General features: G+C 64.3%; 22 protein-coding genes. 14 read left to right on the forward strand and 8 right to left on the reverse strand.

All coding sequences use genetic code 11. The features are described from left to right. Positions 1-6 precede the first annotated feature (6 nt). Positions 7-1,563 carry a DNA-directed DNA polymerase II small subunit gene (locus ACP97_RS11510; protein ID WP_049997954.1) on the reverse strand — a complete coding sequence of 519 codons (1,557 nt, stop codon included), beginning with the start codon at positions 1,561-1,563 and terminating at the stop codon, positions 7-9. 85 nt (positions 1,564-1,648) lie between these two features. Between ACP97_RS11510 and ACP97_RS11515 the strand changes: the two genes are divergently transcribed. Beyond that, positions 1,649-2,578: a S24/S26 family peptidase gene (locus ACP97_RS11515; protein ID WP_049998493.1), complete on the forward strand. Its 930-nt coding sequence runs from the start codon at positions 1,649-1,651 to the stop codon at positions 2,576-2,578. A gap of 8 nt (positions 2,579-2,586) precedes the next feature. On the opposite strand, the gene ACP97_RS11520 is transcribed toward ACP97_RS11515, so the two are convergent. Then, positions 2,587-4,173, reverse strand: coding sequence for a Cdc6/Cdc18 family protein (locus ACP97_RS11520; protein ID WP_049997955.1), 1,587 nt, complete (start codon positions 4,171-4,173; stop codon positions 2,587-2,589). A gap of 749 nt (positions 4,174-4,922) precedes the next feature. Between ACP97_RS11520 and ACP97_RS11525 the strand changes: the two genes are divergently transcribed. The 5 genes from ACP97_RS11525 to ACP97_RS11540 all read left to right on the forward strand — a co-directional run bounded on the left by ACP97_RS11525 (position 4,923) and on the right by ACP97_RS11540 (position 7,867). Continuing rightward, positions 4,923-5,555: an Era-like GTP-binding protein gene (locus ACP97_RS11525; RefSeq protein ID WP_049997956.1), complete on the forward strand. Its 633-nt coding sequence runs from the start codon at positions 4,923-4,925 to the stop codon at positions 5,553-5,555. Beyond that, positions 5,555-5,953, forward strand: a complete 399-nt coding sequence (locus tag ACP97_RS11530) for a DUF2073 domain-containing protein (protein ID WP_049997957.1) — start codon at positions 5,555-5,557, stop codon at positions 5,951-5,953. Before ACP97_RS11525 ends, ACP97_RS11530 begins: the two co-directional genes overlap by 1 nt. Positions 5,954-6,022: 69 nt before the next feature. Continuing rightward, entirely contained in the window at positions 6,023-6,616 is a 594-nt protein-coding gene (locus ACP97_RS11535) for an OapC/ArvC family zinc-ribbon domain-containing protein (protein WP_049997958.1), read from the forward strand. 381 nt (positions 6,617-6,997) lie between these two features. Next, positions 6,998-7,087, forward strand: coding sequence for a hypothetical protein (locus ACP97_RS21430; protein ID WP_449404922.1), 90 nt, complete (start codon positions 6,998-7,000; stop codon positions 7,085-7,087). Next, positions 7,088-7,867 (forward strand): DUF7089 family protein, encoded by a 780-nt coding sequence (locus ACP97_RS11540; protein WP_049997959.1) that lies wholly within the window; start codon positions 7,088-7,090, stop codon positions 7,865-7,867. It begins immediately after the preceding gene. On the opposite strand, the gene ACP97_RS11545 is transcribed toward ACP97_RS11540, so the two are convergent. Then, the gene (locus ACP97_RS11545; RefSeq protein WP_049997960.1) at positions 7,864-8,442 is read right to left on the reverse strand and encodes a DUF7090 family protein; all 579 of its coding nucleotides are present in this window, start codon (positions 8,440-8,442) and stop codon (positions 7,864-7,866) included. The genes ACP97_RS11540 and ACP97_RS11545 overlap by 4 nt on opposite strands. 41 nt (positions 8,443-8,483) lie before the next feature. Further along, positions 8,484-8,909 (reverse strand): DUF2391 family protein, encoded by a 426-nt coding sequence (locus tag ACP97_RS11550; RefSeq protein ID WP_049997961.1) that lies wholly within the window; start codon positions 8,907-8,909, stop codon positions 8,484-8,486. A gap of 105 nt (positions 8,910-9,014) precedes the next feature. Here ACP97_RS11550 and ACP97_RS11555 point away from each other — a divergent pair, with 105 nt between their 5' ends. Then, positions 9,015-9,692 carry a class I SAM-dependent methyltransferase gene (locus tag ACP97_RS11555; protein WP_049997962.1) on the forward strand — a complete coding sequence of 226 codons (678 nt, stop codon included), beginning with the start codon at positions 9,015-9,017 and terminating at the stop codon, positions 9,690-9,692. Between the two features lie 14 nt (positions 9,693-9,706). On the opposite strand, the gene ACP97_RS11560 is transcribed toward ACP97_RS11555, so the two are convergent. Next, positions 9,707-9,844: a YHS domain-containing protein gene (locus ACP97_RS11560; protein ID WP_049997963.1), complete on the reverse strand. Its 138-nt coding sequence runs from the start codon at positions 9,842-9,844 to the stop codon at positions 9,707-9,709. A gap of 247 nt (positions 9,845-10,091) precedes the next feature. Here ACP97_RS11560 and ACP97_RS11565 point away from each other — a divergent pair, with 247 nt between their 5' ends. The 7 genes from ACP97_RS11565 (at position 10,092) to ACP97_RS11590 (ending at position 18,023) form a co-directional block, all read left to right on the forward strand. Next, the gene (locus ACP97_RS11565; protein WP_049998494.1) at positions 10,092-10,979 is read left to right on the forward strand and encodes a sulfurtransferase; all 888 of its coding nucleotides are present in this window, start codon (positions 10,092-10,094) and stop codon (positions 10,977-10,979) included. 50 nt (positions 10,980-11,029) lie between these two features. Further along, complete coding sequence (locus tag ACP97_RS19925) at positions 11,030-11,440, forward strand: hypothetical protein (RefSeq protein WP_154020002.1); 411 nt, start codon at positions 11,030-11,032, stop codon at positions 11,438-11,440. A 75-nt stretch (positions 11,441-11,515) separates the two neighbouring features. After that, positions 11,516-13,585, forward strand: coding sequence for an excinuclease ABC subunit UvrB (uvrB, locus tag ACP97_RS11570; RefSeq protein WP_049997964.1), 2,070 nt, complete (start codon positions 11,516-11,518; stop codon positions 13,583-13,585). A gap of 84 nt (positions 13,586-13,669) precedes the next feature. Beyond that, positions 13,670-16,213, forward strand: a complete 2,544-nt coding sequence (locus tag ACP97_RS11575) for a ribonucleoside-diphosphate reductase subunit alpha (protein WP_079977621.1) — start codon at positions 13,670-13,672, stop codon at positions 16,211-16,213. Further along, positions 16,213-17,208, forward strand: coding sequence for a ribonucleotide-diphosphate reductase subunit beta (locus tag ACP97_RS11580; protein ID WP_049997966.1), 996 nt, complete (start codon positions 16,213-16,215; stop codon positions 17,206-17,208). The genes ACP97_RS11575 and ACP97_RS11580 overlap by 1 nt, the downstream gene beginning before the upstream one ends. Before the next feature lie 95 nt (positions 17,209-17,303). After that, a complete protein-coding gene (locus ACP97_RS11585; protein ID WP_049998495.1) occupies positions 17,304-17,759 on the forward strand; it encodes an acyl-CoA thioesterase in 456 nt (151 codons plus the stop codon). Between the two features lie 57 nt (positions 17,760-17,816). Continuing rightward, positions 17,817-18,023 carry a hypothetical protein gene (locus ACP97_RS11590; RefSeq protein WP_049997967.1) on the forward strand — a complete coding sequence of 69 codons (207 nt, stop codon included), beginning with the start codon at positions 17,817-17,819 and terminating at the stop codon, positions 18,021-18,023. 38 nt (positions 18,024-18,061) lie between these two features. On the opposite strand, the gene ACP97_RS11595 is transcribed toward ACP97_RS11590, so the two are convergent. The 3 genes from ACP97_RS11595 to ACP97_RS20820 form a co-directional block, all read right to left on the reverse strand. Then, complete coding sequence (locus tag ACP97_RS11595; RefSeq protein WP_049997968.1) at positions 18,062-19,798, reverse strand: excinuclease ABC subunit C; 1,737 nt, start codon at positions 19,796-19,798, stop codon at positions 18,062-18,064. A 26-nt stretch (positions 19,799-19,824) separates the two neighbouring features. Next, entirely contained in the window at positions 19,825-20,994 is a 1,170-nt protein-coding gene (locus tag ACP97_RS11600) for a helix-turn-helix transcriptional regulator (RefSeq protein WP_049997969.1), read from the reverse strand. A gap of 215 nt (positions 20,995-21,209) precedes the next feature. Then, positions 21,210-21,767: a hypothetical protein gene (locus ACP97_RS20820; RefSeq protein WP_237561154.1), complete on the reverse strand. Its 558-nt coding sequence runs from the start codon at positions 21,765-21,767 to the stop codon at positions 21,210-21,212. Positions 21,768-21,911 lie beyond the last annotated feature (144 nt).

The following is a 21,911-nucleotide window of genomic DNA, read 5'->3' on the forward strand; positions in this document are numbered from 1 at the left end:
CGGGGATTACCGGAACTTCTGAATGGTGAGGTCGAGCGTGTCGAGGTCAACGATGGGCGCGTAGCCCACGTCGGGGTCGATGTTGACGCTCTTTTGGAAGCTCGTCTGCTCCTGCCAACAGCCCGAATTCAGTGCGAGCACGTTGTGATACTTGCCGTAGCCGAGTTTGTGGACGTGGCCCGTGTGGAAGACATCGGGGACCTCCTCCATCACGAGGTAGTCGCGTTCCTCGGGCGCGATGCGCGTGTGACCGCCATATTGGGGTGCGACGTGGCGTTTCTTGAGGAGCTGGTACATCGGTTTGTGAGGTTCGTCGTAGTTCGCCTTCTCCTCGGGGAGTTCGGCGATGACCTCGTCGAGGCTCACGCCGTGATACATCAGGATCGAGACGCCTTCGACGGTGACGGTCGAGGGATTGCCCGAGATGTGGGGGTCGTGGGCGCTCATGATCTCCCGGAGGTCGTCGTCGAAGCCGGGTTGGGGTTCGGCGAGGCGAACGGCGTCGTGGTTGCCGGGGATCAAGAGGATCTCCATGTCGCCGGGCACTTCCTTCAGATACTCCGCGAACTGCTCGTACTGCTCGTAGATGTCCACGATGTCGAGTTCCTCGTCTTGATTCGGATAGACGCCCACGCCCTCGACCATGTCGCCGGCGACGAGGAGGTACTCGACGGCGCTCGCTTCCTCGGTGTGGAGCCAGTCGGCAAAGGCCGACCACGCCTCGCGGGCGAACTCCTGGCTTCCCACGTGAACGTCCGAGATGAGCGCCGCGCGGACGTGGCGGTCGGCCGTCGAGGGTCGGTAGGTGCGCGGGACGTCGGGAAAGTGGAGGTCGTCGACGAACAGAATGCCGCCGTCGCCGGCGAGGGTTCCCTCGACGGCGATTACCTCGTCGAGCAGAAGTTCGTCCACGACGCCGGCGAGTTCGCGGTCCTTCATGACGAGACACGGGAAGGTGCCGGTCGTGTCTTCGAGTTCGACCAGCCAGTGGCCGTTCGCGGTCGAGCGGATGTCCGAGATCATCCCGACGATGGCGGCGTCGCTGCCGCCCGCCATCGCGTGGACGGCCTCGGTCGGGCGGTGGTTGACCCGCGAGCGCAGTAGTTTCGAGAGGCGCTCGTAGCGGTCGCGGAAGGTGCCCACGAAGTCGGCGTACTCGCCCGTGCCGGTCGAACGACCGGTAATGTCGCCGTCGATGGCGAGCGAGCGCAGCTCCGGGTCGGCGGAGCGGCCGGTCGGTGCGTCGGCTTTTCCATCGGCCTCGCCAGACCCCTCCGTTTCGACTGGAGCAGTAGTTTCGGTTTCGACCGGTGTATCGTGGTTTCCACCCGAAACAGAGGGGTTGTGAGTCGCTGTCGTGGAGGCGGGTTCGTCGGCGTCGATACTGCGTCGGACGTGTTCGGCCGAGATGGTGAGTGCGTTCTCCGGGACCGATTCGACGGCACGCTCGATGGTGCGTTCGGGGTCGTTCGCGCCCGCGATGAGCGTGACGGCCTCGCGCTCGGCGTTGTAGCCGCGGCTGGCGAGTTCGGTGACGACGCGGACCGAGGTCGAACGCGGCACGGAATCGGGTTTCGCGGCGGGAACCAAAAGGATAGCGGAGGGTGGGAAGGAAACGTTGAAACGACCGCCGGAGATAGGGGAGTCAATGGGTTCCGGAGACGGGGACGAAGGATGGCCCGGGCGCTGGGACGGCCGGGGGACCGACTCCGGAGCGGACGAGGCGGCCAACGAGGGCGAGGGTGGATGGAACGCCGACGAGGTCACGGACGACGAACGCGAGGACCGTGACGGCGCGATCGAACGCGACGAGGGCGGACCGGTCGCGCGTGCGCGCTGGTTCATGAACACCGACGAGGAGTGGGTGGTGTTCGTCCGCGAGGTGGTTTCGAGCCTCGCGGTCGTGGCGATAGTCGGCCTGCTTCTGTTCGCTGTGTCCGGTCTCTGGCCGCCGATGGTCGCCATCGAGAGCCCGAGTATGGAACCCCACATGGAACGGGGTGACCTCGTCTTCTTGATGGAGGAACACCGCTTCGCCGGCGGGGCGGCCTACGACGAAACCGGCGTCGTCCCGTATCAGGCGGGTGCTGCCGCCGGCTACAAGGAGTTCAGCGAGTACGGTGACGTCATCGTCTACCAGCCCGACGGCGACGAGGCGACGACACCCATCATCCACCGCGCACGGTTCTGGGTCAACGACAGCGAGAACTGGTACGAGAAGGCCGACGAGGAGTATCTCGGCGGGGTCGAAGACTGCGAGAAGTTGGCGAACTGTCCGGCCCCACACGAGGGATTCGTCACGAAAGGCGACAACAACGGTCTCTACGATCAGGTCGACACCGGCAGCGGGCCGATCAGCGGCCCCGTCAGGTCCGAGTGGGTCATCGGGACCGCCGAGTTCAGGATCCCGTGGCTCGGCCAGATCCGACTGCTGTTCGGTTCGGCCGGAACCAGTATCGGTTCGCCCGCGAGTTCCGTTTCGTCCGTGGGTTCCGTTTCGCCTGCGGATCCGCAGGCGAGCATCGCCGTCGGCGGAGTTGGAACTAGCGTCGGAACCGAAAACGCACTCGCCGGCTGAAAGGACGGTTAGCTGTCGAAGCGTGCCTGCACGAACGGCTGGACGTCCTCGATGTCGCCGAGTCGAGAGTCGCTCGTGAGCACGGCCTCGGTGTCGTCGATGGGCACTGAAAGATTCATCTCCTTGGTGCGACCGTATCTTCCCTTCGAGACCACGACCGCGTTGACGATGCCGAGCATGTCGAGTTCGGAGATGAGGTCCGTGACGCGGCGCTGGGTGAGCACGTCGGCGTCGATCTCGTCACAGAGCCGGCGATAGATGTTGTAGACTTCGCCGGTGTTGATGTTCTGTGCGCCGTTACGTTCGAGCAGGATGACGGCGAAGAGGACGACCTTCGACTGGGTCGGGAGGGTGCGGACGACCTCGACCACCCTGTCGAGTTCGATCTTCTCCTGGGCGTCGCGGACGTGCTCTTCGTCGACGCGCTCGGTCTGGCCGCGCTCGGCGAGTTCGCCCGCCGTCCGGAGGAGGTCGAGCGCGCGCCGGGCGTCGCCGTGTTCCTGGGCGGCAAAGGCCGCACAGAGCGGGATGACGTCCTCCGAGAGGGCGTTCTCGACGAAGGCGATGTCCGCGCGCGCCGAGAGGATGTCACGCAGTTGGGTGGCGTCGTAGGGCGGGAAGACGATCTCCTCTTCGCCCAGGGAGGATTTGACCCGCGGGTCGAGGAATTCGGTGAACTTGAGGTCATTCGAGATGCCGAGGATCGAGACGCGCGAGTTCTCCAGTTCGGAGTTCATCCGCGAGAGGTTGTAGAGGGTGTCGTCGCCGCTCTTCTCGACGAGCTTGTCGATCTCGTCGAGCATGATGACGACGACGCGCTCGTGGTAATCGACCGCCTCGAAGAAGGTGGAGTAGACGCGGTCGGTCGGCCAACCGGTCATCGGGACGGGTTCGAAGTCGTCGAGGTCGGCCTCCAATTCTTCGATGCGACGCTCGATTTCGTCGACGGAATCGAATTCGGCGTCGACGTCGGGGTTATCGAGTGCCGTCGGGTCGGTCTCGGCGCGGTCGGCGAGGGTACGGAGGTCGTCGAGGCGCTGTTCGATGTGGGTCTCGTTGGCCTCGATGAAGGTGTTCGCGAGCTGGGCAAGCACCCGGTACTGGGTGTCGGTCACCTCGCAGTTGATGTACTCGACCTCGCAGGGGACGGCGTACTTCCGCGAGGTGGTTTCGAGTTCGTTGCTGACGAACTTCGCGCTCGCGGTCTTCCCAGTACCGGTTTTCCCGTAGATGAGGATGTTCGAGGGGGTCTCGCCACGGAGCGCGCCGACGAGCACCGTCGCCATCGTGTTGATCTGTTCGTTGCGATGGGGGAGTCGTTCGGGCGTGTACGACGGCCTGAGCACGTCCTTGTTCTCGAAGATCGGTTCGCCGCTGAGGAGGTCGTCGAACAGTCCCGGTTCGGCCTCCGTTCGTGGCTCGTCGGCGTCGTCGGGTTGGTCCCCACGACTCGAAGTCTCATCGTCGTCTTCGGACAGGATGCTCGTGTGGTCGGTGGATGGCTCGGACGGTGTGTCGCCGCCGGCATCCTCGTCGGAGTTCTCCAGTGGGTCCCCGGCGGTGCGGTCGTCGGTTGGTCGGTCGTTCCCTGTCATTGCCGTTCGGTTCCCGATGTGACCCCCTTCTTTCGGATGGAGGACCCCTCACGCACCGGCGAAAGCAGTCCCAAACCACCGAGAGAGGATCGCTGCGGCGGTATGTGGTGCTGAAGGCCATCGATACGTTTGGTAAATCGTGCAGCGGAACCAGAGGTTGGGTGTACATTAATCTTGTTGATTGGGACGGACATGCCGCGGAAACGAACAATCGTATCGAAGGGTCTGAACGAATCGACCCGTAGAAACGAGCCGGTGATCCGAACCCCCCACCCCTTCGTTTCGGGTGGAGCGGCCGAGAGGGTGAGGAGGGGGGTAGAGGCAGTCCCTGATTTGGGAAAGTATTAAGTAAAGACGCTTTGAACAGCAACCGAAGTAGAAAAGGAAGCTACTATGGACGACACACTTTTATTACTCTAGCAATCGTGTCGACTTCTTGATACTGTACCGGACTCTCTAGAGGAATTCTTGATCGAACGTCGTCATCTTCGGCGCTTCTCACTGCCGAGAGTCCGTCTTCGCTCACCGAAACGTCGGCGTTCCACCTGAAACGAAGGGGTGGGGGTCGACTATAGTGTGCTAGTATGTCATACGAAGAGTCCTCGGACCGGTCGACTCGAAACGGTGGGGGTTCGAGCGAGCGGCCGTCAGAACGAATCAGCAAGCCTGATACGTGTCTGACGTGGGTTTATGTGTATGCAGTATCGTTGTACGCCCGAATTCGCCCGACGGGCGGGTGGGAGAGACTAATGGGACTACTCGCAGGACTCAGAGACAGCATTTCGGACCTCTTTTCGGGCGGGCAGAAACAGCGCCGCATCGGCATCTACGGACCGCCGAACGCGGGCAAGACGACGCTCGCGAACCGCATCGCGCGCGACTGGACCGGCGACGCCGTGGGGCCGGAGAGCCACATTCCCCACGAAACGCGGCGCGCCCGGCGAAAGGAGGACATCGAGATCGAGCGCAACGGCAAGTCGGTGAACATCGACATCGTCGATACACCAGGTGTGGCCACGAAGGTCGACTACGAGGAGTTCATCGAGCACGATATGGAGAAGGACGACGCCGTGCGCCGGTCCAGAGAGGCGACCGAGGGCGTCGCCGAGGCGATGCACTGGCTGCGCGAGGACGTCGACGGCGTCATCTACGTGCTCGACTCGGCCGAAGACCCCTTCACTCAGGTGAACACGATGCTCGTCGGCATCATCGAGAGCCAGGACCTCCCCGTCCTGATCTTCGCCAACAAGATCGACCTCGAGGACGCGAGCATCCAGCGCATCAAGAACGCCTTCCCTCAACACGAGACCGTTCCCCTGTCGGCGCTCGAAGGTGAGAACATGGACGAGGTGTACGAGAAAATCGCGGAGTACTTCGGCTGATGTCCGAAGCAGACGACTCCACCGGCGACGCCGACGGCAGCGGCGTCCAACTGGACATGATCAGCGGCGAGCGGATGGACCAGCTCGCAAGCATGGAGAAGATTCGACTGATCCTCGACAGCGTCCACGACGGTAACATCGTCATCCTCGAAGAGGGTCTCGACCCCGACGAGGAGTCGAAGCTCATCGAGGTGACGATGACCGAGATCAGCCCCGACGAATTCACCGGCATCGAGATCGAGACCTACCCCGGCTCGACGAAATCCGGTGGGGGATTCCTCGACCGGCTGATGGGTCGCGAGACGGAGACGAAACTCACCGTCATCGGGCCGGCCAACCGTCTCGAAACCCTCCACAAGGACGAGACGCTCATCTCGGCGCTCGTCACGCGCAAGTGATCGCCCACCCGTCACTTCCCCTGCAACGCCGCCGACGCCCTCTTTGCGCTCGGCGGCCACGTCCCGCTAATGCCCCACCAGTGCACCGACTGCGGCCACACGTTCCCCGACGGCTCGAAGGAGATGCTGTCGGGCTGTCCGGACTGTGGCGGCAACAAGTTCCGATTCGAACCGGCGGCCGACGCGCGCGCATCGAGCGCCACACAGTCGGCGGCCGACACCGCAGACACGCCCGAATCCCGCTCTGCCGACGGCCAAGCACCGACTCAGCCCCCACCAACCGGCGATTCATCCGTCGACGGCCCGACAGCCGTCGACACCGAAGACAGCGCACAGGCCGACGCCCGGCGCGACGTCGCCTCACCCGACGAACTCGCCGCGGGCGCAACCTCCGAGACCGGCGGCGAACCTAATACTTCCTCCGCAGCCGAAACCGACCCCTCGTCCGACACCGGCGACGACGGGAACGACACGGATGACGATTCGGAGATGGCGGCGCTCCGGCAGGAACTCGACGACCAGTTCGAGAGCATCAAGATCCTTGAACCCGGCCAGTACGAACTCAACTTGATGGAACTCTACAACCGCGAGGAGTACATCATCGCCCTCCAGGAGGACGGCCAGTACGTCATCGAAGTGCCCGAATCCTGGCACGGCGACTAACCCGAAAGCCCTCGCTCGCGCTTGGCGCGCTCGTTCGCCCTTTTTATGTCCACCAGGCCGCAACCGCAACGCATTGCGCGCGCCGGGCGCGTGGCCCGGCCTGCGCCGAGTCCGTTATCTGCTGCTACTGCTCTGCACAGCAGGTCCTACCTTTCCCGTCGTCGCGCGCCCGGCCGACGCCGGACACGCTCCAGCCACCAGCCCCGCAACCACCACAACTCCACTACAGCCCCGCAACCGCCCGCGCAACCGCAAACCGCCACAGCACCGCAACCACGACCGCGACCCGCGCCGCAACCGCCACCGCACGCCGCCACACCGCCGAAGCGCTCCGACGCGGGGATTGAAGCACTTAACAGGGGGCCGCGAGAACCCCTCTCCATGAGTCAGGCAACCAAAATCGTGCTGGGGACGGTCGGCGTCGCCGCGCTACTCTCGGTGGGCATCATCGTCGCGCTCGCGCTCGCGTAGATGTTCGACCCGCGCGACCTCTCGGGCGAACTCGCGGCCGTCCGCGACGAGCACGCCCCCGACGCGCTGGTCCTCGACACCGAACGGGACTTCGAGACGCTCGACCCGGCGGTCGCCGAATCGCTCGGGCCGCTCTGTGAGTCGCTCGACCCCGTTTCCTACCCCGCCGAGTGGCTTCCATCCGATGCGCCCGAACCCCTCCGCGACTACGCCAGCAGCTCGTTCACGGTCGGCATGCCCGGCGACGGCGGCGTCGCGTGGACTACCCAGACCCATCCACCCACGGTGTTCGTCAAACCTCGGCTCGCGGGCTCACCCGAGTCGTTCGTCGACTTCCTCGTCGCCGAGGCGCTGGTCGAAGTCGGTCTCGGCGAACCGGAGCAGTTCCTCGGCTTCTTCGGCGAGCGCTACCGCGACCTCGACGAGGCAACCTCGCTCGACCCCGCAGGCACGTACCAACTCGCCGCCGCGCTCTACGACGCCTGTCTCGGCCGCGCAACATACGATATCTTCGCCGACTGGGAGGACGATTATCCGGAACTCCACGCCGCGTGGACCGACGCCGGCGAACGCCTCGCGCCCCGGCTCGCCGACCTACCGGGCGAGATCGCCGCCGGCGAGACCTCCTTTGCGGCGGCCGCCGAACTCGCTTGTAGCGGGGTCAAACACGACGTCGCGATTCCGACGCCCTTCGGTGCGCTCGACACCCGTGCCTACCGCGAGTACGGTCCCGACTACGCCGTCGAGTGGGCGACGAAGACCTTCGAGAAACTCGATTAGAACGTGCCGCGAACCTCGCCGTCGATATCGAGCGAAATCACGCCGTCGAACAGTTCCCGATAGTCCTCGACGACCGACTCGTCGTGGACTTCCTCCGCGAGGTGGAACAGTCCGACGGCGTCGTGAGTCTCCAGGAGGTCGAGCAGCGCCGCGACGGCCTCGCGGGCGCGCTCCTCGTCGGCGTAGTAGGCCATCTCGGTGACCGAGTCGACGCTCACGCGGAGCTTTCCCGAATGCGTGTCGAGAAACTCGCCGACGGTCTCGACGATGCCCTCCAGATCGTCCGGCGAGGAGACGTAATGGACTCCTTCGCCGGACCGCCGCGAGTAGCCGCGCTCGATGCTCAGGGCATCCAGAATCGTCGCCTTCTCCCGGTCGACGTCGTAGTGTTCGAGTTTCTGTTCGACTTCGCGGGCGGTGGTTCGTGTCGAGACCACCAAAAAGTGGTCCGTGTCGGTCTTGAGGAAGTCGGTGTCGATTCTGTCAGTTTCACCCGTGCTCGGGTGCACCAGGAGCACGCCGGTCCCGCCGGCGATCGTCTCGGGAGTGTCCTCGACTGCGAGCGCGTAATCCATGCACCGAACGGCGGCGGGGGGCGTCTTAATCCCTGCGCATATCAGAAAACGCTGTCGGCGGTGGCCGCCCCGACGACGCTGAACACCGCTCCCACCGAGATGGCCCGCAGCGTCGTCAGCAGCCGCTCCTCGGGCGCGATCGTTCCGAGAAACGTCTCCGGCGCGTCGAACACCATCGCGAGGATGACCACCGACCCGAAGGCGACGCCCATCAGCGAGATGAATCGCACCGGCACCCCCACGACGGCGTGCTCACGCTCCGGGTCGCGGTCGTCGTCGGCCTTGTAGAGCGCGCCGTAGCCGATGGTGAGGACGATGGCAACAGTGAACACGGTGTTCAGCGGCCCCATGTTCGTCGCGAGCGTCCAGACCTCCTCGGTGACGACGAACGGTCCGGCGAGCAAGAACCCGCCGACGACCTGCTGGGCGATGTCCGCCACCTGAAAACGGGGCCTCCATCTCGCCATACCGATGGCTCACGGTCCGGCCTCAAGACGCCTGCGCTCTCACGACCGTCTCCCGTCCCCGCCGTCCGTCGAACGGGTTTTCACCCCCGCCCGCTTCGTCCCGCCATGACCGTCAGAGAGGAGTTCGACGCGTGGGCCGCCGAGGGGCGCGACCGCGGGATGGAAGAGCGCCACTGGCACACCGCCAAACACGCCCTCGCGCGGATGCCCGTCGAGCCGGGTGAGCGCGTGCTCGATCTGGGCACCGGCAGCGGCTATGCCGGACGTGCTCTCCACGAGGCGACGGGTGCGTCCGTCTGCGGTCTCGACGGTTCACCCGAGATGGCACGCAACGCCCGGTCGTACACCGATTCAGATAATATCGAGTTTCTCGTCGGCGATTTCGACCACCTCCCGTTCGCCGAGAACTCCCTCGATCACGCCTTCTCGATGGAGGCGTTCTACTACGCCGCCGACCCCCACGCGGCTCTCCGTGAACTCCGGCGCACGCTGCGCCCGGGTGGGACGTTCTCCTGTGCGGTCAACTACTACGAGGAGAACGTCCACAGCCACGACTGGGAGGATTCGATCAGTGTGGCGATGACCCGCTGGACGATGGCCGAGTATCGGGAGGCGTTCCGCGAGGCGGGCTTTCACGTCGCCGCGCAGGACACCATCCCCGACCGCGACATCGAGATTCCACCGAGCGAGGAGTTTCCGACCGACGAGTTCGAGAGCCGCGAGGCGATGGTCGAGCGCTATCGTACCTTCGGGACGCTGCTCACCGTCGGCGTCGTCCCCTGACCGAATGCCCGTCGTCAGGCGTACTCGCCGGGATTCTCCTCGAAGCGCTCTTGGCACTCCGTCGAGTCGAAGTAGTACGTCTCGCCCTCGTGTTCGGCCTGCTCCGGTTCGTCCTCCTTGTGGATGTCGGCTCCACAAACCGTACACTGCATACTCGATACTGGGAATCCGTGCAAATACGCTCCGTGCCGGCAGGCGCAGGCACTTCCGTGAGAACATCCGATACCGGCAACCGAACCCGCCTTTCGTCCTTCTCTGTGATTCCGAGCGTCGCTTTGTGCACGGCGGGCCGTGAACGCACGAATATACGGGAAAAAATTGCCGGGAAGTGCGCAGTAGTGGCGGAACCTGCCGAAAGTACCGGTAATATATACCTTCGCGTCGAAGGGAGGGATGGTCATGAGTGATTACGCGAACGACGTGCTCGTCTCGGCTGACTGGGTCGAGGAGCACCTCGACGAGTTCCAGAGCGACGATTCCGACTACCGACTGCTAGAAGTGAACAACCCCACCGTCACGGCGGACTCGGAGTACACCGCCTACGAGGAGGGTCACGCGCCCGGCGCGATCTTCTTCGACTGGGAGGAGGACTTCACCGACCAGCACAACCGCGACATCCTCTCGAAGGACGCCTTCGAGGAGACGATGGGCGAGGCGGGCATCACCGAGGACGACACGATAGTGTTCTACGGTGGTGGCCGGGTTCCCAACTGGTTCGCGCTGTTCGCCTACTGGCAGGCCAAATACTACGGCCACGAGGACGCGAAGGTGCTCGACGGCGGGAAGGGCTACTGGGTCGCAAACGACTACCCGCTCACCGACGAGGTCCCCGACTTCAGTGCCCAGGATTACAACGCCCGTGGTCCCTTCGAATCGATCCGTGCCTACCGCGACGACGTCGACACGGCCATCGAGCAGGGACTGCCGATGGTCGACGTGCGCTCGCCCGAGGAGTTCTCCGGCGAGGTCATCGCCCCCGAGGGACTGCAGGAGACCGCCCAGCGCGGCGGTCACATCCCCGGTGCGTCGAACGTCCCCATCGCGACCATTCTGAACGACGACGACACGTTCAAAAGTGCCGACGAACTCCGCGAACTCTACGCCGAGGCCGGCGTCGACGGCGAGGAGTCGACCATCGCCTACTGCCGCGTCGGCGAGCGCTCTTCGATCGAGTGGTTCGCGCTGCGCGAACTGCTCGGCTTCGAGGACGTGCGGAACTACGACGGCTCGTGGACCGAGTGGGGCAGCATGATCCGCACCCCGATCGAGACCGGCGAGGGCGACTGAGTCGACACGCCCACTATTATTTTATTAGCCGCTGAGTGGTCAGTAGTCGTATGACTACATCGTTCTCATCGCGATGGTGGTACGGAATCGCCACGACGCTCGTACTGCTACTGTTTGTCTGGGTCGCATGGGCAGGTGTCAAGCTCACCACTGCTGTCGTACCCGAAACTGACCCGAGCCAGCTTGCTCCCCAAGGAATCGAATCACTCCTTTTTCTCCTTGGAACGCTCGTTTTCGTGGTAATAACGTGGGCGAGCGCGCCGATATTTTCCATCAGTTTATTCATGGATGCTCGCGTCGTCCATCGGGGCAATCTCGATTGGCAACCGAATCAGTATCTGTACGGTCTCATCGGTTTGCTCCATCTCGGTGCGCTATTCACCGTCGTCGTTTACGCCGTTAGCGTGCCCGTCGCGCTGTTCTATCTCTATCGTCGGCATCGGTACGTCGGAATTCCCTGATTGTTCCGCACGTCGATCGGTGGCTGATTCACCCCGAGCGAGCGCGTCAAGTGGCTCCAGCCCCTCTATTGGTCAATGAGTGATACCCAGTCCGGCCCGCTCCAGCCGGACCGTCCCGGAAAGGAGATCCCGTTTCGCGTCGAGGCACCGTTCGATCCCGCGGGCGATCAGCCCGAAGCCATCGAACAGCTCGCGGCGGGGTTCGAGCAGGGGATGGACGCCCAGACCCTGCTCGGGGTCACGGGGTCCGGTAAAACGAATACCGTCTCGTGGGTCGTCGAGGAAATCCAGAAACCGACGCTCGTCATCGCGCACAACAAGACCCTCGCCGCACAGCTCTACGAGGAGTTCCGCAACCTCTTCCCGGACAACGCCGTCGAGTATTTCGTCTCGTACTACGACTACTACCAGCCCGAGGCCTACGTCGAGGCCAGCGACACCTACATCGACAAGGACGCCTCGATCAACGACGAGATCGACCGGCTCAGACACTCCGCGACGCGCTCGCTGCTCACCCGCGACGACGTGATCGTGGTCGCCTCCGTCTCCGCGATCTACGGGCTCGGTGACCCGAAGAACTACATCGATATGAGCCTCGAACTCGAAGTGGGTCAGGAGATCGACCGCGACGAGTTGTTGAAGGGTCTCGTCGATCTGAACTACGAGCGCAACGACGTCGACTTCACGCAGGGCACCTTCCGTGTTCGGGGCGATACGGTGGAAATCTTCCCGATGTACGGCCGTTTCGCCGTTCGGGTCGAGTTCTGGGGCGACGAAATCGACCGCTTGACGAAACTCGACCCGCTCGAAGGCGAGGTCAAAAGCGAGGAGCCGGCCGTCCTCATCCACCCCGCAGAGCACTACTCGATCCCCGAAAATCGCCTCGAAACGGCCATCGGGGAAATCGAGGAGCTGATGGACGAACGGGTCTCCTATTTCGAGCGCGAGGGCGACCTCGTCGCGGCCCAGCGCATCGAGGAGCGCACCACTTTCGACCTCGAAATGTTGCGCGAGACGGGCTACTGCTCGGGCATCGAGAACTATTCGGTGCATCTCTCCGACCGCGATTCGGGTGACGCGCCGTTCACCCTCCTGGACTACTTCCCCGACGACTTTCTGACTGTCATCGACGAATCCCACCAGACCGTGCCCCAGATCAGGGGTCAGTTCGCGGGCGACAAATCCCGCAAGGACTCGCTGGTGGGCAACGGTTTCCGCCTGCCGACGGCCTACGACAACCGTCCGCTCCGCCAGCCCGAGTTCGCCGAAAAGACCGGCCAGACTCTCTACGTGAGCGCGACGCCTGCCGACTACGAGCGTGAGCAGTCCGAACAGATCGTCGAGCAGATCGTTCGGCCCACCCATCTCGTCGATCCGAAGGTCGAGATCTCGCCGGTCGACGGCCAGATCGACGATCTCCTCGAACGGATCGACGGGCGCGTCGAGCGCGACGAGCGGATCCTCGTCACCACGCTCACCAAGCGGATGGCCGAGGACCTCACCGAATACCTCGAAGAGGCCGGCATCGCCGTCGAGTACATGCACGACGAGACGGACACGCTCGAACGCCACGAACTCGTCCGCGGCCTTCGTTTGGGGGAGTTCGACGTGCTCGTGGGCATCAACCTCCTCCGTGAGGGCCTCGACATTCCCGAAGTCTCGCTGGTGGCGATCCTCGACGCCGATCAGGAGGGGTTCCTCCGCTCGGAAACCACGCTCGTCCAGACGATGGGTCGCGCAGCGAGAAACGTCAACGGCGAAGTGGTACTCTACGCCGACGACGTGACCGACTCGATGGAGTCGGCGATCGACGAGACCCAGCGCCGCCGCGAGATCCAGCAGGAGTACAACGCCGAGCACGGCTTCGAGCCACGGACCATCGAGAAGGAGGTCGGCGAGACGAACCTCCCCGGATCGGAGACCGATACTGGAGGCACGGCGACCCTCGAACCGGACTCAACCGAGGAAGCCAGAGAACTCGTCGCCGACCTCGAAGATCGGATGGACGAGGCCGCCGGCAACCTGGAGTTCGAGCTCGCGGCGGACATCCGCGATCGCATCCGCGAACTCCGCAACGAGTTCGATCTCGAAAGCAAAGGGGGCGTTCCACCCGAAGAAGACGTGCCGCCGGAAGCCGAGTTCTAACCGGTCGTCCGTTCCGAACCCACCGTAACACAAACATAGTTGTATTACTGAAAGCAGTATTGGAAAGGTTTATGCGAGTTCCGCGTGCCCGTTCGATACGGACGCGGTTCCCGGTCGACGGAAACCGCCGGACAGCGATCGACAGCGAGTCACAACCATGTGCCGACAGTCAGCCACACCATGAGCGAAGGAGCACAGGCCACCCAAGCGGACGTCGTTCGCCGGGCGCTCGACCGAGCGCGCCCGGACGGCGAGGAGATCATCACCGAGAGCGCCGCCGCGGACGTCGTCGCCGCGACCGAACGCGACCTCTACGCGGGCGCGGCCGACGTGGCGGCCCGCGAGGCGCTGATCGGGGTGTTGACCGCCCGCATCGAGCACGAGCCGGGGTACAAACGGCTCGCCGCCGCGGTGTTCCGCCATCAGCACTACCGCGACGTCACGGGCGAGGAACCCGGCCCGGAGGAGATCCCCGAAACGGGCTACCGCGAGACATTCAGATGGGGGATCGAGCGCGGCATCGAAGCGGATCTCCTCGACGAACGGATGGGCGAGTACGATCTCGACGCACTCGCCGACCACCTCGATCCCGCGCGCGACGACCGACTCGAATACATGGCGATGACGACGCTCGCCCAGCGGTACTTCCTCACCATCGACGACGAACCGATCGAGCTTCCACAGGCGTTCTGGATGCGCGTCGCGATGGGCATCGCACTCGCCGAACCCGCAGGCGAGCGCCTCGCGCGCGCGAAGGAATTCTACAACGAACTCTCCACCCTCCGCTTCGTCTTCTCGACGCCGACGCTGTTTCACGCCGGGACGACCCACCCGCAGCTCTCGTCGTGCTATCTCACGACCGTGCCGGACGATCTAGAGGGGATCTTCGATTCGTACAAGGCCCACGCGAAGCTCTCGAAGTGGTCCGGCGGGCTCGGCAACGACTGGACGAACGTCCGGGCGGCGGGCGCACGCATCGCATCGACGGGCGTCGAATCGACGGGCACGGTCCCGTTCCTCAACATCTCGAACGACGTGACCGCGGCGATCAACCGGTCGGGAAAGCGCCGCGGTGCGGCGTGTGCCTATCTCGAACCGTGGCATCTCGACTTCCCGGCCTTCCTGGATCTGAAGCGCAACACGGGCGACGAGCGCCGGCGCACCCACGAGATGAACACCGCGGCGTGGGTGCCCGATCTGTTCATGAAGCGCGTCGAGAACGACGAGCGATGGACCTTGTTCTCGCCCGACGAAACGTCCGATCTCCACGGAACCTATGGCGAGGCGTTCGAGCAACGCTATTGCGAGTACGAGCGCCAGGCCGACGAGGGCGAGATCGACCAGTACGAGCGCCGCGACGCCACCGAGCTCTGGCGAACGATGCTCACCCGCCTGTTCGAGACCGGCCATCCGTGGCTCACGTTCAAGGACGCCTGCAACGTCCGTTCGCCCCAGAACCACGCGGGCGTCGTCAACTCCTCGAATCTCTGTACCGAGATCACGCTCAACACCTCCGCCGAGGAGACCGCGGTCTGCAATCTCGGCTCGGTGAATCTCGCTCGCCACGTCGGCGAGGACGGGATCGATCGCGAGCGCCTCGCCGACACCATCGAGACGGCGATGCGGATGCTCGACAACGTGGTGGATCTCAACTTCTATCCCACCGACCGCGCCGAGCGCTCGAACACCCGCCATCGACCCGTCGGTCTCGGCATGATGGGCTTTCACGAGGCGCTGATCGAGCAGGACATCCCGATGGCGAGCGACGAGGCCATCGACTTCGCCGACCGCATCGCGGAGTTTCACTCCTATCACGCTATACTCAATTCCTCACGCCTCGCTGCGGAACGCGGCCCCTACGACTCCTACGAGGGTTCGAAGTGGGATCGCGATCTCTTCCCGCAGGACACCGTCTCGCTGTTGGAGGACGAACGCGATCGCGAGATCCCGATCGACGTGACCGAACGCCTCGACTGGGGACCAGTTCGCGAGCACGTCGCCGAGCACGGGATGCGCAACTCGAACACGATGGCGATCGCGCCGACGGCGACGATCTCGACGATCGCCGGCACCACCCCCTCGATCGAGCCGCTCTATTCGAATCTCTACGTCAAATCGAACATGAGCGGCGAGTTCACCGTCGTCAACGACCGCCTCGTCGCCGATCTCGACGAGCGCGATCTCTGGGACGAGGAGATGCTCGATCGGATCAAGTATCACGATGGCTCGATCCAGGATATTCCCGAAATTCCCGAGGAGATCCGCGAGCGCCATCGCGGCGCGTTCGAGATCGACCCGCGCCACCAGCTCGAACTCGCCGCTCACAGGTGTATCTGGCTCGATCAGAGCCAGTCGGTCAACGTCTTCTTCCCCTCGACGGACGGCTCGCTGCTCGACGACGTCTACCGAACGGCCTGGAAACTCGGCCTGAAGACGACCTACTATCTCCGTACGCTGGGCGCGAGCCAGTTCGAGAAATCCACTATCGACATGGCCGAGTACGGCCGGACGCAGACGCGCGACGTGGAGGACGACGGCACCGAAGACACCGACAGCACCGACGACGGTGACGGAGACGAAACCGACCTTCCGACGGTCGAAGATCCGACCTGCGAGGCCTGCCAGTAATGCCGATCACCTACACCACCGATTCGGATGGACACGACCCGAACAAGATCCTGCCGATCGACTACGAGTGGGCGCGCGAATACTACCGCGACGGCGTGGCGAACAACTGGGTTCCCGAGGAGATCCCGATGGGCGAGGACGTTCGCCAATGGAACGAGGGTGAACTCACCGACGCCGAGCGCCAACTCGTCGAGTGGAACCTGGGTTTTTTCTCCACCGCGGAATCGCTGACCGCGAACAACATCGTGCTCGCGGTCTACGACCACGTCACCGCCCCCGAGTGTCGCCAGTATCTCCTCCGTCAAGCCTACGAGGAAGCCGTCCACACGGACACGTTCATCTACTGCTGCGACAGTCTGGGCTTCGATCCGGACTATCTCTACGGGATGTACGACCGGATTCCCGCCATCGAGGAGAAAGACGAGTTCGTGGTCGATCTCACCAGAGTAATCGACCGCGACGACTTCGAGATCGATAGCCAAGACGACGTTCGAGCGTTCATGCGCGATCTGATCGGCTTTTACGTCATCATGGAGGGCATCTTCTTCTACGCCGGCTTCGCGATGATGCTCGGGCTCAAGCGCCAGGGGAAGATGACCGGCATCGGCCAGCAGTTCGAGTACATCATGCGCGACGAGTCCCTGCATTTGGGATTCGGCGTCGATCTCATCGATGCCATCCGCACGGAGACCGGCGCGTGGACCGCCGACTTCGGTCGTGAGGTCCGCGAACTCGTCACCGAGGCCGTCGATCTCGAACGCCGCTACGCCCGCGAGGCCTGCCCGGAGGAGATCCTCGGGATGGGCCCCGACCAGTTCGCCGAGTACGTCGAGTACGTCGCCGACCGCCGGCTCGGCCAGCTCGATCTCGACCCCGAGTACGGAACTGACAACCCGTTCCCGTGGCTCTCGGCAGCCGCCGACCTGAATAAAGAAAAGAACTTCTTCGAGACCCAGGTAACGGAGTACCGCACCGGCGGCTCGCTGGAGTGGTGAGCGTGGCCGAAGCGAACGCCGCGGCCGATCGCACGACTGTCAACGATGAGGGGAGTACCGGTGACGGGAATGTCGACGACGAGAACGCTGGCGAAATGACCCTCGGCGCGTCGTACACGGAGATGAGCGAGATCCTGATGCCGACCGATACCAACAATTTGGGATGCGCGCTCGGCGGACGGGTGCTCCACTGGATGGACATCTGCGCGGCGATCGCCTCACGGCGGTTTTCGGGTGGGTTGACCGTCACCGCGGCGATGGAGGGCGTTGCATTTCTCGCGCCGATCGAGCAGGGCGAGATCGTCACGCTCTCGGGCTACGTCTTCGCGACGGGGCGGACGAGTATGGACGTGAAAGTCACTGTCACGGCCGAACGCCCGGCGGCCGACGAACTCCGCGAGACGACGACCTCGTTTTTCACCTTCGTCGCCGTCGACGGCTCGCATGGCACGCGACCGGTGCCCGACCTCGTCTGCGCGGGCGATCACCAGCACGCGCTCCGCGATCGTGCTCTCGAACAACGCCGCGAGCACCGCAAACGTACCGGATAACGGTCGTCCCGCCGAAAACGGAGCTTTAACTTATTACGGACTGATGGTTCTGCAATCATGGTCGATCCGTCCTCGCTGGAAACCGAACGTACGTCCGCGTTCGCGTTCGAGACCCGCTCACAGCTGGACATGCTCGTCTTTCTCGTCGCACTCGTCGGTGCCGGCGTGACTCTTGGCCCCACGATCGGCTTTCTGGCCGGACTGGTCTGTGTCGGGATCGCCGTCATCACGCTCGGGCGACTCTACCGTCGCGAGTTTCGGTGACGTGGTTTTCCATCCGCGAACGGTCCAGCGCCGCGAGCTCAGAGCCGTCCCTGGATCGTCGTGGCGGTCTTCTCGCCCACTCCAGAGACCGACTGCAGTTCGTCGGGCGAGGCCGCGCGCACCCCGTCGACGCTGCCGAAGCGCCGGAGCAGACGTTTTCTCGTTTCCGGGCCGATGCCGGGGACGTCGTCGAGCACGGTCTTCACCTCGTCGCGCAGGGTCTGGTGGTACTGCACCGCGAACCGATGGGACTCGTCGCGCACGCGCTGGAGCAGGTGGCGCTCGGGCGCGTCGTCGGGCCACGCGAAACTCCCCTCGGGGGTGACGACGCGTTCTTCGGCCTTCGCCAGTCCGATCGCGGGTACGTCCCAGCCGACCTCGGAGAGCGCATCGCGCGCGGCGTTCAACTGCCCTTCGCCGCCGTCGATGAGCAGCAGGTCGGGTTCCGGCCTATCATCTCGCCCCTCGACGGCCCGCCGAGCGCGCCACGCCACAAGCGCGCGCATGTTGGCGTAGTCGTCGTTTTCGTCTTGCAATTTCTTTCGCCGGTAGTCGGATTTCTCGGGACTACCGTCGACGAACGTCACGTCGCTGCCGACGGCGGCCCGGCCCTGTGCGTGGCTCACGTCGAACCCCTCGATCCTGTTCGCCCGTTCGATGCCGAGGCGTTCGGCGAGTGCCGCCGTCCCGTCGGCCTTTCCGCGTCCGCGGCGGGCGTTTTTGAGCGCCAGCTCCACGAGGGTCGCTTCGCGCCCCGCACCGGGAACGCGCACCGCGACGTTCTCACTACTGAGCCAGTCGTCGAGTTCGTCGTCCACGAATCGCTCCGAGAGCAGCAGTGCATCGGGCAGCGAGCGCTCGGCGTAATACTGGACGATGAACGCCGCGAGCACGCTCCCCACACCCTCCTCGCCGTCGTCGGGCACCGAGAGTGTGTGGCGGTCGCGCTCGACGAGCTGGCCGCCCTCGCTGTGTAATCTGGCGACCGTCGCGCTCTCACCCTCGACGACCGCGCCCAGCACGTCGACCCACTCCTCACCGGTTTGGGCCGACACGGCCTCGCCGCCGCCCTCGTGGAACGATTCCACGACCTGAAGCTTATCGCGCAGGTTCGCGGCCCGCTCGAAGTTTTTCTTCTGTGTTGCGCGCTCCATCTCCCGAGTGAGGGGATCGGCGAGCAGTCCCGGACTCCCCTCGAAAAAGCGCTCGACGGACTCGACGTCGGCGATGTACTCCTCACCACCGATCTCGCCGGTACACGGCGCGGTGCAGAGTCCGAGGTCGTGGTCGAGACAGGGCCGATCGCGTCCGGAAAACTTGTGATCCGAACAGCCCCGCACGCCGTAGGTCTCCCGGAGTGCCTTCACCACGGTCTCGACGCGCCCGCGCTCGGTGTACGGCCCGAACGCCACGGCACCCGGGTTCGGGTCCCGTGTCACCTCGATGCGCGGGAACTCGTGATCGGTGAGTTGCACTAATGGATACGACTTGTCGTCCTTCAGGCGGACGTTGTACCGTGGCTGGTGGCGCTTGATGAGGTTCGCCTCCAGCAGGAGGGCCTGCGTCTCGGTGTCCGTGACCGCACACTCGATCTCTTTCGCGCGCTCGACCATCTTCCCGATGCGGTACGAGCGCGGGTCGGCGTACGAGCGCACCCGCTCGCGGATATCGACGGCCTTCCCCACATAAAGGGTCGTCCCGTCCGCTCGAAACTGATAGACGCCCGGTTCGCGCGGGAGGTCGGCGGCGCGCTCGCGGACGTGCGCTGCGTCCATCGACTAGTGCAGGCGCGCGAGGCGCTTCAGTCTGACGCGTTCTCCTCGTGTGGCGAGCGCGCGGCCTCCGGGCCGTGGCCGTCGAGGCTGATAATGTTCTCGCGGCCGATCGAGAGCTTCTCGACGGTGCCCTCGTCGTTCATCGCCGAGAGCAGTCGGCTCACCTTCGCCTTCGACCACTCGGTCCGCTCGACGATGTGGGACTGTTTCATCCGTCCGCCGTGTTCGCGCAGCAGCGCCAGCACGCGGTCCTCGTCGGTCATCGGCATCGGCTCGGCGACTTCGGTCTGCGGACTCGGATCATCAGTCCCATCCACTTCCTCGGGGTCGGCCGTCGGCTCGGAGCTCCCATCCGCACCTAGATTCAACAACCCACTGGCGTGTTCGCGCCACTGTCGACGGACGAACGCGCCGAGGGCTACGAGGACGCCGACGACGAGCAACACCCCGACGACGAGCCAGACGGGCGTCAGGTCGTTCGTGGGGTTCGTCCCGAGCGTCGCCTCGACGTCGTCGGCGAGTCCGTCGCCGTCGGTGTCGCTCGCCGTCGGGTCGGTCCCGCGCTGGATCTCGATGCCGTCGCGGATGCCGTCGCCGTCGCTGTCGGGGTCCTGTGGGTCCGAGCCGTACTGGTTGACCTCCGCGCCGTCGGTCAGCCCGTCGGAATCCATGTCCGGGTTCGAGACGTTGTAGCCCGCCCCGACCTCGCGGGCGTTCGCCAGGCCGTCGCCGTCGACGTCGCCCTGTCGTCGGAGTACGGTCACCGGGACGGTCTTACGGTCGAGCACCGTCGCGTTGCTCTCGTTCGAGAGCTTCTGGAGTTCGACGACTAGCCCCTGTCGGCCGGTGGCGTTCGCCGGCCACGTGACGTTCGTGAACTCGGCGGTGCCGTTGGCTCCGTTCGGGAGCGCTTCGAGACCACAGTCGAGCTCGCGGGTCGCCTCCTCCCGGTTGGCACCGAGACAGACGCGGTAGTTGCGCGCGTCGGGGTCGTCGGTGAAGCCGACGCTGACGTTGACCGAGTCGTCGCTCCAGAGATAGATCGAGCCGTTGGTGGATTCGGGGCCGATGACGCCGCTGCCCGAAACCTCGACCGTGCCGATGCCGCTTTCGGACTGGGCGACGGCCGGGACGGCGGCGCTGGCGAGCACCACCAGACAGAGCACTCCCGCCAGTACGCGCGCGCCGTCGCTCATCTTTCGCGTACTCTCGGCGTGCACTCGGTATTATACTGTCGGTCAGCAGGTATCTGGAAGTTTTCGCCACGAACGGCCGCGTCAGCGGTCGTCGTGCCGGGCTGGCACCCGATCGTTGGCATCCGAACGGTCTCGCCGCTGGTGGCGATCCGTCGTCGATAAAAGCGAACGGTCGGCAGCACCGACCGCGTGTCCTGAGAGGGCTGGGGACCGAATTAGGCCGCCATCTCGGTCGTCGTGTTGCCCATCATTTCGGTACCCATGTCGGTACCTTCCATCTCCGTCTCCTCCATCATCTCGGTACCTTCCATCTCCGTCTCCTCCATCATCTCGGTACCTTCCATCTCCGTCTCCTCCATCATCTCGGTCTCTTCGGCCATCTCGGTCTCTTCGGCCATTCCGGTCTCTTCGGCCATCTCGGTACTTTCGCCCGCGGTTGTTCCTTCGCCTTCACCGCCACCGCCGCCACCCATACAGCCAGCGAGGATGAGCATTGCGGCGACGAGTCCAACAGCCAGTACGCGTTTCGGGTTCTCCCGACACACGCTGAGTAGTTTGCTTGTCATGCGTTCTGCACTCGACACCAACACCCTTGGCCACATAAATAGCCCGTCCTGTTCCGACTGTTGCGCACCGTTGCGGCCGCTGTGGCGCGTCTCCGGTGGTTTTCGTTCGCCCGAAACGACATTCGTCCGACGGACGACTGACGCCCGGCAGTCGCCGCCGTCCGCGACCGACGACTGGTGGACCGACAGCAGCGTTTCGCGACGCATCGATCCCGAAAACGTGCCCGGCGAACGGCATGAAATGTCCCTATGAGTTCAACTGTCTTACCGTTTCAGCCGTGAAACGGTAATATATGCTACATTAGCGGCGCTCGAACGCCGTCGAAAGCGACCGAGTCCATCGTCGTCACC

The sequence above is a fragment of the Halococcus sediminicola genome, assembly GCF_000755245.1.
GTDB classification, from domain to species: Archaea; Halobacteriota; Halobacteria; order Halobacteriales; family Halococcaceae; genus Halococcus; species Halococcus sediminicola.

Bases quoted from the DNA above. Each gene is read 5' to 3' on its own strand.
- ACP97_RS11515 (WP_049998493.1), top strand. From the start codon at position 1,649: ATGGGTTCCGGAGACGGGGACGAAGGATGGCCCGGGCGCTGGGACGGC.
- ACP97_RS11520 (WP_049997955.1), bottom strand. From the start codon at position 4,173: ATGACAGGGAACGACCGACCAACCGACGACCGCACCGCCGGGGACCCA.
- ACP97_RS11525 (WP_049997956.1), top strand. From the start codon at position 4,923: ATGGGACTACTCGCAGGACTCAGAGACAGCATTTCGGACCTCTTTTCG.
- ACP97_RS11530 (WP_049997957.1), top strand. From the start codon at position 5,555: ATGTCCGAAGCAGACGACTCCACCGGCGACGCCGACGGCAGCGGCGTC.
- ACP97_RS11535 (WP_049997958.1), top strand. From the start codon at position 6,023: ATGCCCCACCAGTGCACCGACTGCGGCCACACGTTCCCCGACGGCTCG.
- ACP97_RS21430 (WP_449404922.1), top strand. From the start codon at position 6,998: ATGAGTCAGGCAACCAAAATCGTGCTGGGGACGGTCGGCGTCGCCGCG.
- ACP97_RS11540 (WP_049997959.1), top strand. From the start codon at position 7,088: ATGTTCGACCCGCGCGACCTCTCGGGCGAACTCGCGGCCGTCCGCGAC.
- ACP97_RS11545 (WP_049997960.1), bottom strand. From the start codon at position 8,442: ATGGATTACGCGCTCGCAGTCGAGGACACTCCCGAGACGATCGCCGGC.
- ACP97_RS11550 (WP_049997961.1), bottom strand. From the start codon at position 8,909: ATGGCGAGATGGAGGCCCCGTTTTCAGGTGGCGGACATCGCCCAGCAG.
- ACP97_RS11555 (WP_049997962.1), top strand. From the start codon at position 9,015: ATGACCGTCAGAGAGGAGTTCGACGCGTGGGCCGCCGAGGGGCGCGAC.
- ACP97_RS11560 (WP_049997963.1), bottom strand. From the start codon at position 9,844: ATGCAGTGTACGGTTTGTGGAGCCGACATCCACAAGGAGGACGAACCG.
- ACP97_RS11565 (WP_049998494.1), top strand. From the start codon at position 10,092: ATGAGTGATTACGCGAACGACGTGCTCGTCTCGGCTGACTGGGTCGAG.
- ACP97_RS19925 (WP_154020002.1), top strand. From the start codon at position 11,030: ATGACTACATCGTTCTCATCGCGATGGTGGTACGGAATCGCCACGACG.
- uvrB (WP_049997964.1), top strand. From the start codon at position 11,516: ATGAGTGATACCCAGTCCGGCCCGCTCCAGCCGGACCGTCCCGGAAAG.
- ACP97_RS11580 (WP_049997966.1), top strand. From the start codon at position 16,213: ATGCCGATCACCTACACCACCGATTCGGATGGACACGACCCGAACAAG.
- ACP97_RS11585 (WP_049998495.1), top strand. From the start codon at position 17,304: ATGACCCTCGGCGCGTCGTACACGGAGATGAGCGAGATCCTGATGCCG.
- ACP97_RS11590 (WP_049997967.1), top strand. From the start codon at position 17,817: ATGGTCGATCCGTCCTCGCTGGAAACCGAACGTACGTCCGCGTTCGCG.
- ACP97_RS11595 (WP_049997968.1), bottom strand. From the start codon at position 19,798: ATGGACGCAGCGCACGTCCGCGAGCGCGCCGCCGACCTCCCGCGCGAA.
- ACP97_RS11600 (WP_049997969.1), bottom strand. From the start codon at position 20,994: ATGAGCGACGGCGCGCGCGTACTGGCGGGAGTGCTCTGTCTGGTGGTG.
- ACP97_RS20820 (WP_237561154.1), bottom strand. From the start codon at position 21,767: ATGCGTCGCGAAACGCTGCTGTCGGTCCACCAGTCGTCGGTCGCGGAC.